Genomic DNA, 18,120 nt, shown 5'->3' on the forward strand with positions numbered 1-18,120 from the left:
TGCCGACCGGTACCTACGGCGGTTCGGAACTCGGTGAGCTGATCGCTGGTGAGGGTGTGACGGTCGGTTTGATCACGCCGTCGGTGCTGGCTTCGTTGGATCCGGCGGATCTGGCGGGTATGGAAGTGATCATCGCCGGTGGTGAAGCCATTTCGGCGGATCTGATGGCGCGCTGGTCGACCACGCCGGAGGGTGGGGCCGAGCGGCGGTTCCACAACGCCTACGGCCCGACCGAGGCGACCGTCGCCACGAACATCAGTGGTGTTCTGCGTGCGGGTGACCGGGTCACCATCGGCGGTCCGGTGCGGGGCATGCGTGCCCTGATCCTCGACGACCGGTTGAACCCGGTGCCCGAAGGTGTGGCCGGTGAGCTGTACGTCGGTGGTATCCAGCTGGCGCGCGGCTATCACGCCCGTTCCGGTTTGACCGCCGAGCGTTTCATCGCCGACCCGTACGGTGAGCCGGGTGCCCGGCTCTACCGCACCGGCGATGTGGTGCGCTGGCGGCGCGACGCCGCGGGCGATCCGGCGGTGGAGTATGTGGGCCGTAACGACTTCCAGGTGAAGGTCCGCGGTTTCCGTATCGAACTCGGTGAGATCGACGCCGCGCTGACCGCGCACGACAGTGTCGACTTCGCCGTCACCACCGGATACAAGAACACCGCGGGCGCGGTCTCGCTGGTGTCGTATGTGGTGGCGGCTGCCGGTACCGCGGTCGATATCACCGCGGTGACCGCTTTCGCCGCCGAGCGGCTGCCCGACTACATGGTGCCCGCGTCGATCATGGTCATCGACGAGATCCCGCTGACTCCGGCCGGCAAGCTGGACCGTAAAGCGCTGCCCGAACCGGTGTTCCAGGCGCGTACCGCGTTCCGCGGGCCGCGTAACCCGGTCGAGCAGGTCATCGCCGAGGTCTTCGCCGAGGTGCTCGGCGTGGACCGGGTGGGCGTGGACGATTCGTTCTTCGCCCTCGGCGGCGACAGCATCGTGTCCATCCAGCTGGTGTCCCGGGCGAAGGCGCGCGGCGTGGTGTTCACACCGCGGCACGTCTTCGAACAGCGGACGGTGGCCGGACTGGCCGCCATCGCCGAATCCGCGGACGCCGACAGTGTGATCGACACCCTCGTCGAACTGCCGGGTGGCGGTGTCGGCACCATGCCGCCGACTCCCATCGTGCGGTTCATGGCCGAACGGCCCGGGTCCTTCGGACGGTTCCATCAGCTCATCACCCTGGATCTCCCGCTCGGTATCGACCGGGAAACCATTGCCGCCGTGGTGGGCCCGGTCGTCGACCGGCACGATATGTTGCGCTCGCGGCTGCACATCGCCGACGGCGACTGGGTCGTGGAGACCACCGCACCGGGCAGCGTCGATGTGAACGCGCTGATCGATCACACCGTGTTCGACGGCACGGTCACCGGGGCGGAGCTGTCGGAGCTGGCCACGGCCGCGGTCGATTCCGCACTGGACCGGCTCGATCCCGCCGCCGCAATGGTGGTGCGGTTCGTCTGGCTGGAACCCGATACCGCCGACCGGCACGGCCGCCTGGTGGTCGTCGTGCACCACCTCGCGATCGACGGTGTGTCCTGGCGTGTGCTGGTACCCGATTTCGTGCTGTCGGCCGTAGCACGCAGTGCGGGCCAGATTCCCGAACTGCCGGCTCCGGTCACCTCCATGCGGACCTGGGCGCATTCGCTCGAACGGAATGCCTACAGCGCGGAGCGGCTCGCCGAACTGGAGTACTGGCGCACCGTCGCCGGTACGGCCGATCCACTGCTCACCGAGCGTCCGCTGGATCCCGCGGTCGATACCGCCGGATCCGTCCGGGTGCACGCGGTGCGCGTATCGCCGGAGGTCACCCAGGCTCTGCTCACCACCGTGCCGGCGCTGTTCCACGGCGGTGTGAACGACGGCCTGCTCACCGCGCTCGTCCTGGCGACCGCCGCCTGGCGGGCGCAGCGCGTGCCCGGTGTGGCATCCGACGATCCGCTGCTGATCCGGCTCGAGGGCCACGGCCGCGAAGAAGGGATCGTGCCGGGTGCGGATCTGTCCCGCACGATCGGCTGGTTCACCGCACTGTTCCCGGTCCGGTTCGAACCGGCGGGTATCGATATCGAGGCCGCCTTCACCGGCGGACCGGAACTGGGCGCCGCGCTCAAGCTCGTGAAGGAGCAACTGCTCGCGGTTCCCGACAAGGGTGTCGGCTACGGTCTGCTGCGCTACATGAACCGGGAGACCGCCGCCGAGTTCCCGGAGCAGATGCCGGGCCAGGTGAACTTCAACTACCTGGGTCGCGTCGGCGCCGGCGAGATCCCCGAGGAGATGCACGGTTTCGGCTGGCTCCCGGCCGGCGATGTGACCGTCGACGTCGGTTACGACGCGGATATGCCGGCCATGGCGCTGTTCGATATCAACGCCATCGTGGCCGGCGATACGCTGACCGCGCGGATCGGCTTCCCGAGCACACTGCTGTCGGCCGAGGAGGCCCGCGAGTTCGGCGACCTGTGGGTCCAGGCGCTGGAAGCGGTCGCCCGCCATGCCGAATCCGCGGACGCGGGCGGTCACACCCCGTCCGATTTCTCGCTGGTCGCGCTGACCCAACGCGATATCGAGACCATCGAGCAGCGCTACCCGCTGCCGCTCGCCGATCTGTGGCCGCTGTCCGCGCTGCAGGCCGGCATGCTGTTCCACGCCCAGCTCGCCGCCACCTCGGTGGACGTGTACACCGCGCAGGCGGTGCTCACCTTGACCGGCCGGGTGGACGCCGAACGGCTGCGGGCGGCCGCCCAGGCCCTGGTGGATCGCTACGAGAACCTGCGCACGGTGTTCGTCTCCGATCGCGCGGGCAATCCGGTGCAGGTCGTGCTCGACGAGGTGCCGATCGACTGGACCGAGCACGATCGCAGTGCCACCGGTTCCGCGGACGATCTCGTCGAGGCCGATCGCCTGCAGCGGTTCGACCTCACCGAACCGCGGCTGATCCGGTTCACCCTGATCAAGACCGGGCCGCAGACCTGGCAGTTCGTGGTGTCGAACCATCACATCCTGCTCGACGGCTGGTCCATGCCGCTGCTCATGCGTGATCTGCTCGCGCTGTACGCGGTGCGCGCCGACCGATCCGCACTGCCCGCGGCCCGGTCCTACCGGCACTTCCTGGACTGGGTCGGCCGGCAGGATCACGACGCGTCGCTGGCCGCGTGGCGTGCCGCGCTGGCCGGAGTCGGCGAACCGACCCTGCTCGCCCGGCCGGATTCCGGCGGTGCCTCGGCGCACGAGATCGAGGAGTTGTCCGGCGAGTACACCTTCGAACTGGACTCCGCGGCAACGGCGCGAATCGTCGCGCTGGCCGCCGAACTCGGCGTCACCGCGAACACTGTGCTGCAGGTGGCGTGGGCGGTGCTGCTCGGCCGTATCACCAGCCGCGACGATGTGCTGTTCGGTGCGACCGTCTCCGGCCGGCCGCCGCAGCTGACCGGGGTCGAGACCATGGTCGGCCTGTTCATCAACACCATTCCGGTGCGGGTGCGCTTCGACCAGTCCGAAACCGCGCGGGAACTGCTCGCCCGGGTCCAGGGCGAACAGGCGGATCTGCTGGATCATCACTACGTGGGGCTGGCCGATATCCATGCCGCGGCCGGTATGGCGACCCTGTTCGACACCCTGCTCGTGTTCGAGTCGTACCCGGTGGATGCCGACGGTCTCCAGGCCCAGGCCACCGATATCGACGGGATGGCCGTGACCGGGCTCAGCTCGATCGACGCGACCCACTATCCGCTGAGCCTGATCGCCTCCCTGGGCACCACCCTGCACATCCGCGCCGGTTACCTGCGGGATACGTTCGACGAGCCGGCGGTGCGACGGATCGCCGACCAGCTGGTCCGGGTGCTCACCGCGCTCACCGTCGCCCCGGAGAGCCCACTCGGCGATATCGATCTGCTCGACAGCGCCGAACGGGACCTGGTGCTGCGCACCTGGAACGACACCGCGTATCCCGCGGACCGCACGGCGACGCTGGTATCGATGTTCGACGCGCAGCGCACCCGGACCTCGGACGCGCCCGCGCTGACCTACGCCGACGAGACGCTGACCTACGCCGAGTTCGCCACCCGGGTGAATCTGCTGGCGCGCTGGCTGATCGATCGCGGGGTGGGCCCGGAATCCTTTGTGGCGCTGGGGATGCGGCGTTCGATCGATCTGGTGGTCGGCATGTACGCGGTCACTGTCGCCGGCGGTGCCTACGTACCGCTGGATCCGGATCATCCGGCCGAGCGCACGGAGTACATCCTGGCCACCGCCGACCCGGTGTGCGTACTCACCTCGGGTGATGATCTGCCCATCGATACCGCTCAGGTGCGGATCGACAAACTGGATCTCACCGGTTACGCGGATTCGCCGATCACCGATGCCGACCGGGTCGCGCCGCTGCGGGCGGGCAACACCGCCTACGTGATCTTCACGTCGGGTTCGACCGGCCGGCCGAAGGGTGTGGCGGTCTCGCACGCGGCGATCGTGAACCGTCTGGTGTGGATGCAGACCGAATACGGTTTGACCTCCTCGGACGCGGTACTGCAGAAGACGCCGTCGACCTTCGACGTCTCGGTCTGGGAGTTCTTCTGGCCACTGCAGATCGGCGCCCGCCTGGTGATCGCCAAACCCGACGGTCATCGGGATCCGGCCTACCTGGCCGAGATCATCGAAGCCGAGCGGGTGACGGTGACGCATTTCGTGCCGTCGATGCTCACCGTGTTCGTGGCCGCTCTGCCCGGGGAGGCCGGTGCGCGGCCGTGCGCGTCGCTGCGCCTGGTGTTCGCCTCCGGTGAGGCCCTGCCGGGCCGGCCCGCGCAGCGGTTGCGCGAACTCACCGGTACCGCGGTGCACAACCTGTACGGCCCGACCGAGGCCGCGGTCGACGTCACCTTCCACGAGGTGACCGACGCCGACACCGCGGTGGTGCCGATCGGTGTGCCGGTGCACAACACCCAGGTCTACGTCCTGGACGACCGGCTGCGGCCGGTGCCGGTGGGTGTCTCCGGTGAGCTGTACCTGGCCGGTAACCAGCTGGCCCGCGGCTACGTGGCACGGCCGGATCTGAGCGCGGACCGCTTCGTGGCGAACCCGTTCGCAACCGGCGAGCGGATGTACCGCACCGGTGACGTCGTGCGCTGGAATGCCGCCGGTGAACTCGACTACATCGGCCGCTCCGATTTCCAGGTGAAACTGCGCGGCCTGCGGATCGAACTCGGTGAGATCGAGACCGCGCTGACCGATATCGAGGAGGTCGGCCAGGCGGTGGTGGTGCTGCGCGGCGACGCGCGCACCGGCGACCAGCTCGTCGGCTATCTGGTACCTGCCGCCGGTGTGCCGCTGGATATCGAGGATGTGCGCGAGGATCTGTCCGCCCGGCTGCCGTCGTATATGGTGCCGGCCGCGTTCGTGGTGCTCGACGAACTGCCGTTGAACGCCAGCGGCAAACTCGACCGGCGCGCACTGCCGGCGCCGGTGTTCGAGACGCGCGAGTTCCGGGCGCCGTCCACTCCGATCGAGGAGATCGTGGCGAATACGTTCGCCGAGGTCCTCGGGGTCGAGCGGGTCGGCGCGGACGACGATTTCTTCGCTCTCGGCGGTAACTCGCTGAGTGCGACCCGGGTGGCGGCGCGACTGTCGACGGCCCTGGACACCGATCTCGCGGTGCGGGAACTGTTCGAGGCCGCCACGGTGGCCGCGCTGGCGGCGCGGGCGGAATCGCGGACGGGTGCCCGCGGCCGGATGCCGCTGGTACCGCAGCCGCGACCGGTGCAGACCCTGCCCACGGGTGAGGTCGTGGAACGCGTGCCGCTGTCGCTGGCCCAGCAGCGGATGTGGTTCCTGAACCGGTTCGAACCGGAATCGGCGGCGGACAATCTGCCGATCGCGGTGCGCCTGTCGGGCCTGCTGGACCGGCAGGCCATGCAGATCGCCATCGCCGACGTGCTGGCGCGGCACGAATCGCTGCGCACGTACTACCCCGAGGTGGAGGGAACCCCGTACCAGCAGGTGGTACCGACCGCGGCGGTCATCCCGGACCTGACGCCGGTGGACGTCTCGGAAAGCGATCTGTTGGCGCGGGTGGCCGAATTCGTTTCGGCCGGTTTCGACCTCACCGCCGTGGTGCCGTTCCGGGTCCGGCTGTTCGAGGTGGATCCGACCGAGCACGTGCTCGTGGTCGTCGTGCACCACATCTCGTCGGACGGTTTCTCCATGGGACCGCTGGCCCGCGATGTGATCACCGCCTACAGCGCGCGGATCGAGGGCGGCGAGCCGGGCTGGCGCCCGCTCGAGGTGCAGTACGCCGACTACGCGCTGTGGCAGCGGCAGGTACTGGGTTCGGAGGACGATCCGGAATCGGTGATCGCCTCGCAGATCGGGTACTGGTCCACCGAACTGGCGGGAATTCCCGAGCAGTTGGACCTGCCGGCCGACCGGCCGCGGCCCGCGGTCGCCTCCGCGCGCGGCGCCACCTTCACCTTCGAGATCGACGAAGCACTGCACGCCGAACTGATGGAACTGGCCCGCACCCGCGGCGCCACGTTCTTCATGGTCGTGCACGCCGCGTTCGCGGTACTGCTGTCCCGGTTGTCGGGGGAGACCGATATCGTCGTCGGCACCCCGGTGGCCGGTCGCGGCGAGCGCGCGCTCGACGACGTGATCGGTATGTTCGTCAACACCCTCGCGTTGCGGACGCCGATCGATTCGGGCGCCGGATTCGCCGACCTGCTGGCGCAGGTGCGCGGTAGCGATGTGGCCGCTTTCGGGAACGCGGACCTGCCGTTCGAGCGGCTGGTCGAGGTGCTGAACCCGGTACGGTCGCAGGCCCGGCATCCGCTGTTCCAGGTGATGCTCTCGCTGCAGAACAACAACCCGCAGGTCCGTGGTGAACTGCCGGGGCTGATGATCGAGGGGCTCGAATCGCCCATCGACACGGCGAAATTCGATCTGCAGCTGGAACTCGCCGAGCGGATCGGCGCGGCGGAGGAAGCCGGGTCGAACGCGGCGCGCGGAGTGAGCGCCAAGTTCATCTACGCGACCGACCTGTTCGACGAGGCCACCGTGCGTGGATTCGCCGACCGGTTCCTCCGCCTGCTCGGTGAGGTCCTGGCCGATCCGACTGCCCCGGTGGGTGACTTCGAACTCCTCGCGCCGGCGGAACGGACGCGGGTGCTGGCGCAATGGAATGCGACCGAGCACGCGGTTTCGGACCGGTTGCTGCTGGACGGGTTCGAGCGGACGGCGGCGGCGTACCCGGATCGGGTGGCGGTGTCGTTCGAGGGGACAAGTCTGTCCTACGGCGAGTTCTCGGCGCGGGTGCACCGGTTGGCCCGGTATCTGATCGCGCAGGGTGTGGGCCCGGAGTCGCTGGTCGGTCTGCTGGCGTCGCGGTCGCTGGACCTGGTGGTCGGGATGTATGCGGTGGTCGCCGCGGGTGGTGCGTATGTGCCGTTGGATCCGGCGCATCCGGCGGAGCGGATCGGTTACATCTTGGATACGGCGGCACCGGTGTGCTTGTTGTCCACGGTTGCTGATGCCGAGGCTGTCGGTGTCGATCCCGTGGATTCGGCGCTGGTCGGTGACGGCGTGGATGCGCGGGCTGTCGGCGTGACAGCTGTGGATGCAGACGTGACAGCGGCGGATGCCGGTGCCGGGGCGGCGTTGGGCACGCTCGCGGGTGTTCCGGTGCTGGCGTTGGACGGTCTCGATACGTCCGGTTTCGATGCCGCGCCGGTGACCGATGCCGACCGGATCGCTCCTGTGCGTTCGTCGAATACCGCGTATGTGATTTTCACGTCGGGTTCGACGGGTCGCCCGAAGGGTGTGGCCGTGCCGCATTCGGCGATCGCGAACCAGGTTGCGTGGATGCTGGCGCAGTATCCGATGGATGCCGGCGATGTGTATTTGCAGAAGACTGCGACGACGTTCGATGTGTCGCTGTGGGGCTTCTTCTTGCCGTTGGCTGTGGGCGCGCATCTGGTGGTGGCGACCCCTGATGGTCATCGGGATCCGGCCTATTTGGCGCGAGTGATTGCCGAGCAGCAGGTGACGGTGACCGACTTCGTGCCGTCGATGTTGACGGTGTTCGCGGCGCATACCGAGGCGGGTTCGCTCTCGAGTCTCGAGCATGTGTTCGTGATCGGTGAGGCGCTGCCGCCCGAAACGGTTACTGCGACACAGGCGGTGACGGACGCCGCGATCCACAACCTGTACGGCCCGACCGAGGCGGCGGTGTCGATCACCTACTGGCAGGCGACCGGTTCGGAGTCCGGGAGTGTGCCGATCGGTGTGCCGCAGTGGAACTCGCGGGTATATGTCCTCGACGGCCGGCTGAATCCGGTGCCCGAGGGTGTGACGGGTGAGTTGTATCTGGCCGGTGATCAGCTGGCGCGTGGTTATGTGACGCGTCCGGATCTGTCGGCGGATCGTTTTGTGGCGAGCCCGTTCGACGCCGGGCAGCGCATGTACCGCACGGGTGACTTGGTGCGGTGGACGCAGATCGATGGCCAACCGGTGCTGGAGTATCTGGGCCGTACGGACTTCCAGGTGAAGTTCCGTGGTCAGCGGATCGAGCTGGGTGAGATCGAATCGGCGTTCCTGGCGCAGCCGCAGGTGAGCCAGGCCGCGGTCACTATTTCCGCGTCGCAGTTGGGTGATCAGCTGGTGGCCTATGTGGTGCCCGCACCCGGGCAGCCGATCGAGCAGACTGCCTTGCTCGAGGCGGTACGTGACCTGCTGCCGGTCTACATGGTTCCGGCCGCGGTCGTCGTCCTGGATGCGTTCCCGTTGAATACGTCGGGCAAGCTGGATCGGAAGGCGTTGCCGGAGCCGACGTTCGAGGCCCGGGAGTTCCGGGCGCCGTCGACTCCGATCGAGGAGATCGTCGCGGGTGTGTTCGCCGATGTGCTCGGTATCGAGCGGGTGGGCGCGGATGACGATTTCTTCGCTCTCGGCGGTAACTCGCTGATCGCCACCCAGGTCGCGGTCCGGGTCGGGCAGGCGCTGGACACCCAGGTGCCGGTGCGGGTGCTCTTCGAATCGCCGACCGTGGCCGCGCTGGCCGCGCAGGTGGAATCGCAGCACGGCTCCGGTGCTCGCACGCAGCTGGTGCCGCAGCCGCGCCCGGAACAGACACTGCTGTCGGGCGAAACCGTGGCCGCCGCGCCGCTGTCGCTGGCGCAGCAGCGGATGTGGTTCCTCAACCGGTTCGACAACCGGTCCGCGGCCTACAGCGTGCCGATGGCCGTCCGGTTGACCGGTGCGCTGGATGTGGCCGCGCTGGGTGCGGCCGTCGGCGATCTGGTGGGCCGGCACGAGGTGCTGCGTACCGTCTACCCCGAGACCGCGTCCGGTCCGGTGCAGGTGGTGCTCCCGGTCTCCCGCGCGGTACCGGAGCTGCAGGTGCGCACCGTGGCCACCGCGGAGCTGCAAGCCGCGGTGGCGGAACTGGTGTCGACCGTTTTCGATGTCACCACCGAGGTGCCGTTGCGGGTCGCGCTGTTCCGGGTCGCCGAAACCGCCGACGAGTACGTGCTGGCCATGGTGGTGCACCACATCTCGGGTGACGGTTCCTCGGTGGGCCCGCTGACCCGCGATCTGATGACGGCCTACGCCGCCCGCACCGCCGGTGCGGCCCCGGCCTGGGCGCCGCTGCCGGTGCAGTACGCCGACTACAGCATGTGGCAGCGCGAACTGCTCGGCGACGAAGCCGATCCGGAATCGCTGGCGCACCGGCAGGTCGAGTACTGGAAGGAAACCCTCGCCGAGCTGCCCGATCAGCTGGATCTGCCCGCCGACCGGCCACGTCCGGCCGTACAGGGCTATCGCGGCGGCCGGGTCGAGGTGCGCATCGATGCCGAAACCCACCGGGCGCTGGCCGCGCTGGGTCGCGACCGGAACGCGACCCTGTTCATGGTCGTGCACTCCGCGTTCGCGGTGCTGCTGTCGCGGCTGGGCGGCGTGGACGATATCGCCATCGGCACCCCGGTCGCGGGCCGCGGCGAGGCCGCGCTCGACGATCTGATCGGTATGTTCGTCAACACCGTGGTGTTCCGCACCCGGTTGGACGGCGACGAACCGTTCACCGGCCTGCTGGCTCGCCAGCGGGAGATCGATATCGCGGCGTTCGCGCACGCCGATGTGCCGTTCGAACGTCTGGTGGAGGTGCTCAACCCGATCCGGTCGACCGCCCGGCATCCGCTGTTCCAGGTGGGTCTGTCGTTCCAGAACCTCGGGCAGGCAGCGCTGGAACTGCCCGGGCTGCGGGTCGCCGGTGTCGATATCGACACTGAGGTTTCGCAGTTCGATCTGCACCTGATCGTCGCCGACACCTACGACGAGAGCGGTGCACCGAACGGGATCGGCGGTTACCTGACCTACGCCCACGATCTCTTCGATCACGGCACAGCGCAGGGATTCGTCGACCGATTCGCCCGGTTGCTGACAGCGATCGTCGCCGATCCGGAAACTCCGGTGGGCGATCTGGAACTGCTCACCGGCGCGGAACACGACGCGCTGATCACCGGCCGCAACGCCACCGCGCGGACGGTCGACACCACTGCCACCCTGGCATCGCTGCTGGATGCCACCGTGGCGGCGAATTCGCGGGCGACCGCGCTGGTCACCGACGACGGCGAGCAGATCGGCTACGACGAGCTCGACGCGCGGGTGAACCGTCTCGCGCGGCAGCTGATCGCGCTCGGTGTGGGTCCGGAGGACCGGGTCGTGCTGGCCTTCCGCCGGTCGGTGGACCTGATCGTGGCCATGTACGCGGTCGCGAAGTCCGGTGGCGCCTACGTCCCCGTGGACCCGGATCAGCCGGCCGAACGTACCGGCTACATCCTGGAAACCGCGGCACCGGTCTGCGTGCTCACCAACAGCGAGGCGAACTTCGGCACCACTGTCGCGCCGGTGGTCTCGCTGGACGAGCTGGACCTGTCCGGTCTCGACGCGAGCCCGGTCACCGATGCCGACCGGCGTGCCCCGCTGCTGCCCGCGCATACCGCGTACGTGATCTTCACGTCCGGTTCCACCGGCCGCCCCAAGGGCGTGGCGGTATCGCATACCGCGATCGCCAACCAGTTGCAGTACCAGCGCGTCGAATTCGGTCTCGACGGCGCCGACGCCGTCCTGCTCAAGACGGCCGCCACCTTCGACCTTTCGGTCTGGGAGTTCTGGTCGGCCGCGGTCTGCGGCGGCCGCCTGGTCATCGCGGCACCGGACGGCCACCGCGATCCGGCGTATCTGAACGAGCTGATCCGCCGGGAATGGGTCACCACCCTGCATGTGGTGCCGTCCATGCTGGACGCGCTGCTGGCCGACGACCTGCCGGATTCGCTGTGGCGGGTGCTGGCGATCGGTGAAGCGTTGCCGGCGGCGACAGCGCAACGGCTGCTCGAGGAACATCCGCGCGTGGAGCTGTACAACCTGTACGGTCCCACCGAGGCCGCGGTCTCGGTCACCACCCACCGGGTCACGCCCGCGGACCGGGTGGCGGTGCCGATCGGTGTTCCGCAGTGGAACAGCCGGGTGTATGTGCTCGATTCGCGGCTGCGGCCGGTACCCGATGGTGTCGCCGGCGAGCTGTACCTGGCCGGTGCCCAGCTGGCCCGCGGTTACGCCGGCCGCGCCGACCTGACCGCCGACCGGTTCGTCGCCGACCCGTTCGTGCCGGGCGAACGGATGTACCGCACCGGTGACCTGGTGCTGTGGCACCAGGGCGAACTCGTGTACCGGGGCCGCACCGACTTCCAGGTCAAGATCCGCGGTTTCCGTATCGAACTCGGCGAGATCGAGTCGGCGCTGCTGGCACTGCCGGAGATCGCGCAGACGGCTGTGCTGGCGAAATCCCATCCGCGCACCGGCGACCGGCTCGTCGGTTACCTGGTGCCCTCGGGTGCGGACGTAGATATCGCCCGGGTGCAGACCCAGCTCTCGGCGCAGTTGCCGTCCTATATGGTGCCGTCGGCATTCGTCGTGCTGGACGCCCTGCCGTTGAACATCAACGGCAAACTCGACCGGAAGGCCCTGCCGGAACCGGAACTCGAGGTTTCGGCGTTCCGGGCGCCGTCCACCCCGATCGAGGAAATCGTCGCCGGTGTGTTCGCCGAGGTCCTCGGTGCGGACCGGGTGGGCGCCGACGACGACTTCTTCGCCATGGGCGGTAACTCGCTGGTCGCGACGCAGGTCGCCGCCCGGCTGGGCAAGGCATTGGACACCACGGTGCCGGTGCGGATGCTGTTCGAGGCGCCCACGGTCGCCGGTCTGGCGGTCCGGGTGGAACAGCAGGCCGGTGCGGGCGGGCGTGCCGCACTGGTGCCGCAGCCGCGCCCGGAGCGGGTGCTGATCACGGGTGACACCGTGCCGGCCGCGCCGCTGTCGCTGGCACAGCAGCGGATGTGGTTCCTGAACCGGTTCGACGGCGAATCGGCGGCGTACAACATTCCGCTGGCGATCCGGCTGTCGGGTGCACTGGATGTGGACGCGCTGCGGGCCGCGGTCGCCGACGTGGTGGCACGGCACGAGGTGCTGCGGACGGTGTATCCGGAGACCGATTCGGATCCGGTGCAGGTGGTGCTGCCCGCCGGACAGGCCACACCGGAGCTGCAACTGCGGACGGTGCCCGCCGGCGAGCTGACCTCGGTGGTGGCCGAACTGGCCTCGGCCGGTTTCGATGTGACCACCGAGGTGCCGCTGCGGATGGCGCTGCTGCGCGTGGCGGATGCCGACGCCGAGTTCGTCCTGGCGATGGTGGTGCACCATATCGCCGGTGACGGTTCGTCGCTGGCGCCGCTGACGCGGGATCTGATGGTCGCGTACGCGGCCCGGACCGCCGGCGAGGCCCCGGGCTGGGCGCCGCTGCCGGTGCAGTACGCGGATTACAGCATCTGGCAGCGCGAACTGCTGGGTGACGAAACCGATCCGGAATCGCTCGCGGCGAAACAGGTCGAATACTGGCGGTCGGCGCTGGCCGGTGTGCCCGACCAGTTGGACCTGCCGGCGGACCGGCCGCGTCCCGCCGTGCAGTCCTACGCCGGTGGGCGGGTCCCGGTCGTGATCGACGCGGCGACGCACGCCGGTCTGCAGCGGGTGGCGCAGCAGCAGGGCGCCACGGTGTTCATGGCGGTGCACACGGCACTGGCAGTGCTGCTGTCCCGGCTGTCCGGTACCGATGACATCACCATCGGCACCCCGATGGCGGGCCGGGGCGAGCAGGCCCTCGACGATCTGATCGGTATGTTCGTGAACACCCTGGTGTTCCGCACCGAGGTGGATCTCGGCGAATCGTTCGCCGATCTACTGGCGCGGCAGCGGGAAGTCGATATCGCGGCGTTCGCGCACGCGGATGTGCCGTTCGAGCGGCTCGTGGAGGTTCTGAACCCGGTCCGTTCGCAGGCTCGGCATCCGCTGTTCCAGGTCGGGTTCTCGTTCCAGAACCTGGCGCAGTCGAGCCTGGAATTGCCGGGGTTGACGGTGTCGGGTGTGGCGGTCGATACCGAGGTCTCCCAGTTCGATCTGCACCTCATTGTCGGCGACAGCTACGACGACGATGGCGTTCCGAACGGAGTGAGCGGTGAACTCACCTACGCCACCGATCTATTCGACCGGTCGACGGTGCAGGAGTTCGTGGACCGGTTCTTGCGGTTGCTGAGCGAAATCGTCACCGATCCGTCGGTGCCGGTGGGTGCTCTCGATATCCTCGCTCCGGCCGAGCGTGCGGTGCTGGCGGAGCGGAATTCGACTGTTCGTGAGTTGGATTCGGCGCAGACGTTGGTGTCGTTGCTGGATGCTTCGGTGGTGGCTGATCCTGCTGCGGTGGCTTTGGTTGCTGCGGATGGTTCGCAGGTGACTTATGCGGAGTTGGGTGTTCGGGTCAATCGTTTGGCTCGGTTGCTGATTGCGGAGGGTGTGGGTCCGGAGGTTCGGGTCGGGTTGGCGTTGCGCCGGTCGGTGGATTTGGTTGTCGCGATGTATGCGGTGACTGTTGCCGGTGGTGTGTATGTGCCGCTTGATCCGGATCAGCCTGCTGAGCGCAGTGGGTACATTCTGGGGACTGCGGCACCGGTATGTGTGCTGACGAATATCGAGACCGGTTTCGCATTGTCGGATACCGGTGCCGGGGCTGGGGCTGCTGCTGGGATCGATGCGGTGGCCGGTTCGGGCGTCGCTGTCGGGGCTGAGGCTGGTGTCGAGGTCGGGGCCGATTCCGAGCCCAGGGCTGAGGCCGGTTCTGGTGTGAATGGCGTGCCGGTGGGTGGGCCGCCGGTGTTGGTGCTCGACGAACTTGCCCTCGAGTCGTTCGATTCGGTGCCGGTGTCGGATGTCGAGCGGGTGTCGCCGTTGCGGGCGTCGAATACCGCGTATGTGATTTTCACGTCGGGTTCGACGGGTCGTCCGAAGGGTGTGGCGGTTTCGCATGCGGCGATCGTCAACCAGCTGCGGTATGTCACCAGCGAGTTCGCGCTGGATGCGTCGGATGCGGTCTTGTTGAAGACCGCGGCCACGTTCGACTTGTCGGTGTGGGAGTTCTGGACCGCTGCGGTGTCGGGTGGCCGGATGGTCATCGCTTCGCCGGAGGGCCATCGTGACCCCGCCTATTTGAACGAGTTGATGACTCGTGAAGCGGTCACGACGTTGACGGTGGTGCCGTCGATGCTGGATGCGCTGCTCACCAGCGGTGAGGGCTTGTCTGCTTCGTTGCGTCGGGTGTTGGCGATCGGTGAGGCGTTGCCGGCGGCGACCGCGCAGCGGATGCTGGCCGATCACCCGAGTATCGGGTTGTTCAACTTGTATGGTCCGACCGAGGCCGCTGTCTCTGTCACTACTCATCGGGTGACCGGGGCGGATCGGGTGTCGGTGCCGATCGGTGTTCCGCAGTGGAATTCGCGGGTGTATGTGCTGGATTCGCGTTTGCGGCCGGTGCCTGATGGTGTGTCGGGTGAGTTGTATCTGGCCGGTGCGCAGTTGGCGCTCGGGTATTTCGGTCGTCCGGATTTGAGTGCTGATCGGTTTGTTGCGGATCCGTTTGCTGTGGGTGGGCGGATGTATCGCACGGGTGACCTTGTTGCTTGGAGCCGTGGTGGTGAGTTGGAGTATCGGGGTCGTACCGATTTCCAGGTGAAGGTTCGTGGTTTCCGGATCGAGTTGGGTGAGATCGAAGCCGCTCTGTTGGCGTTGCCCGAGGTTGCTCGGGCTGTGGTGGTGGCGAAGTCGGATCCGCGGACGGGTGACCGGTTGGTCGCGTATGTGGTTCCCGCCGTTGATGCGACTGCTGGTGTCAGTGCTGCTGTTGGTCCGGTCGATGAGTCCGGTGCCGGTGCGGGTCATAGGACCGTGGTGGATATCGCGCGGATCCAGGCGGAGCTGGGCCGGCGGTTGCCGTCCTACATGGTTCCGGCGGCGTTCGTGGAACTCGATGCTCTGCCGTTGACCGTGAACGGCAAACTGGATCGTAAGGCTTTGCCGGAGCCGGTTTTCGAGACGACGGAGTTCCGGGCGGCATCGACGCCGATCGAAGAGATCGTGGCGAATATCTTCGCTGAGGTGCTCGGTGCCGACCGGGTCGGCGCGGATGATGATTTCTTCGCTCTGGGTGGTAACTCGCTGATCGCGACCCAGGTCGCGGCCCGGTTGGGTACGGCGTTGGACACCACGGTGCCGGTGCGGGCGGTGTTCGAGGCTTCCACCGTTGCCGGTTTGGCGGTCCGGATCGAGCAGCATGCCGGTTCCGGTGGCCGGGCACCGCTGGTGCCGCAGCCGCGGCCCGAACGGCTGCCGTTGTCGCTGGCGCAGCAGCGGATGTGGCTGATCAACCAGTTCGACCCGAGCTCGGCCGGCTACAACATCCCGCTGGCCATCCGGCTCACCGGGGCCCTCGATGTCGCGGCGATGCGTGCCGCTGTCACCGATGTGCTGGAGCGGCACGAATCGCTGCGTACCTGGTACCCGGCGGATTCCGCCGGACTGCCGTACCAGGAGATCCTGCCCGCCGCGCAGGTACTGCCCGGTGGACTGGCCGTCGAATCGGCCGATGATCCGGTGGCCCGGATCGGGGCACTGATGTCGGCCGGTTTCGATGTCACCCAGGAGGTTCCGGTGCGGGCGCTGCTGCTCGACCTCGGACCCGATGAGCATGTGCTGGCGTTCGTCGCGCACCATATCGCCGCCGACGGCGCATCTTTGGCGCCGCTGGCCCGGGATCTGGTGACCGCCTACCTGGCCCGCGCGGCCGGGGAGGCGCCGGGCTGGGCGCCGCTGCCGGTGCAGTACGCCGATTACGCCCTCTGGCAGCACACCGTGATCGGCGACGAAAGCGACGGTGATTCCGTCGCCGCCGAACAGCTCGCGTACTGGCGCAAACAGCTCGACGGGGTCACCGGTGACGCCGAATTGCCACTGGACCGGCCGCGGCCACAGGTGCCGTCGATGCGCGGTGGCGTCGTCGATTTCGGGGTCGATGCCGAGGTACACCGGCTGCTGGACGAGTCCGCGCGGGCGCAGGGGGTCACCTTGTTCATGGTGATGCATGCCGCGGTGGCGGTCCTGCTGTCCCGGCTGACCGGTACGAACGACATTGTCGTCGGCACCCCGGTCGCCGGCCGTGGCGAGCGGGAACTCGACGATCTCGTCGGGATGTTCGTCAACACGCTGGCGTTGCGGACGCAGCTCGATCCGGCGATGACGTTCGCGGAACTGCTCGACAACGCGCGGGAAACCGATCTGTCGGCCTTCGCCAGTGCGGATATCCCGTTCGAGCGCGTGGTGGAAGCGGTACTGCCCGACCGGGCGAACGCGCAGAACCCACTGTTCGATGTGTTGCTGTTGTTCCAGAACACCGAGCAGGCCGTGATCGACCTGCCCGGCCTGACCGTGCAGCCGGTGGACCAGGATGCGCTGGCGGCGAAGTTCGATCTGATGATCGGCATCGATCCGCGGCGCGACGCCGCGGGCGGCTACGGGCAGTTGTGGTCGGTGTTCAACTACGCCACCGACCTGTTCGACGAATCGACGGTGCAGGCGTTCGGCCGCCGGTTCGAACGTGTCCTCGCCGCGGTGGCCGCCGACCCGCATATCCGCATCGCCGATATCGACATCCTCGATGCGGGCGAGCGGGAACGGATGGCGGCGCCCGTGCAGCAGGCGGCGGCATCTGCCACCTCCGGCACCACGTTGCCGCAGCTGCTGCGCGCCTCGGTGGAGGACGATCCGGAAGGCCCCGCCGTGGTGTGGGGTGAGGAGGAGATCACCTATCAGGAATTGGACGCGCGGTCGTCGCGGCTCGCGCGGGCGCTGATCGCACGCGGTCAGGGACCGGGCACCGGTGTCGTGGTCCGGCTCGACCGCGGGGTCGAGGCGGCGGTCGCCACCTGGGCGGTGCTGAAGGCCGGTGCCGCGGTGGTATCCACCGCGGGCACCGACGCGGCCACCGCTGCGGGGGTTACGGTCGGAACCGGGATCGTGGCGGGTGCGGTGCCGGATACAGCGGCGGTGGACTGGCTGGTGCTCGACGATCCGGCGGTCGCCGACGAGATCGCCGCGCAGTCGCCGCGCCCGGTCACCTACGCCGACCGGGTGCAGCCGTTGCGCGGTGCCGACCCGGCCTATGTGGCGGCCGGCGGTGGCCTCGTCTCCTACGACGAGCTGGCGGCCGTCGTGGCCCGGGTGCACAGCGATACCGAGCTGACCTACGAGTCCCGTACTTTCCGGTACGGTCCGGCCGACAGCCTGGCCGCCGTGGTGGAGATCACGGCAGCCGGTGCGGCCGGGGCCTCGGTGGTGCTGATCCCGGAGGTGAGCACCGAGGCGCTCGCCGACGAATGGGTCACCCACCTGTGGGCAGGCCCCGCGCGGCTGGCGGAGCTGGATCCGGAGGCTCTGGAGGATCTGCTCGCGATCGTGCTGGACCAGGACGGACAGCTGCCCGCTGGATGGTCGCAGGTCGAACATGTCCTGGACCTGTCCGAGCCTGCCGAGTGACGGCTCCGGACCGACGGACCAGGGGCCGCGTGCGCCCGGCGTGATCGATGCCGGGCGCACGCCCATGAGCGGGCGGCCGCCGGCACCACGGTAACGACCGGGCTACGGCGAACAATGTAAT

Annotated in this window: 1 protein-coding gene; it reads left to right on the top strand. The window is 68.3% G+C overall.

Going from position 1 to position 18,120, the window contains the following annotated elements; translation table 11 throughout:
• The coding region (locus tag IU448_RS28545) for a non-ribosomal peptide synthase/polyketide synthase (protein WP_228814599.1) at positions 1-17,999 on the top strand (17,999 nt) is incomplete at its 5' end.
• Between the last annotated feature and the right edge of the window lie 121 nt (positions 18,000-18,120).

It is taken from the genome of Nocardia flavorosea, assembly GCF_015477805.1.
Classification (GTDB): domain Bacteria; phylum Actinomycetota; class Actinomycetes; order Mycobacteriales; family Mycobacteriaceae; genus Nocardia; species Nocardia flavorosea_A.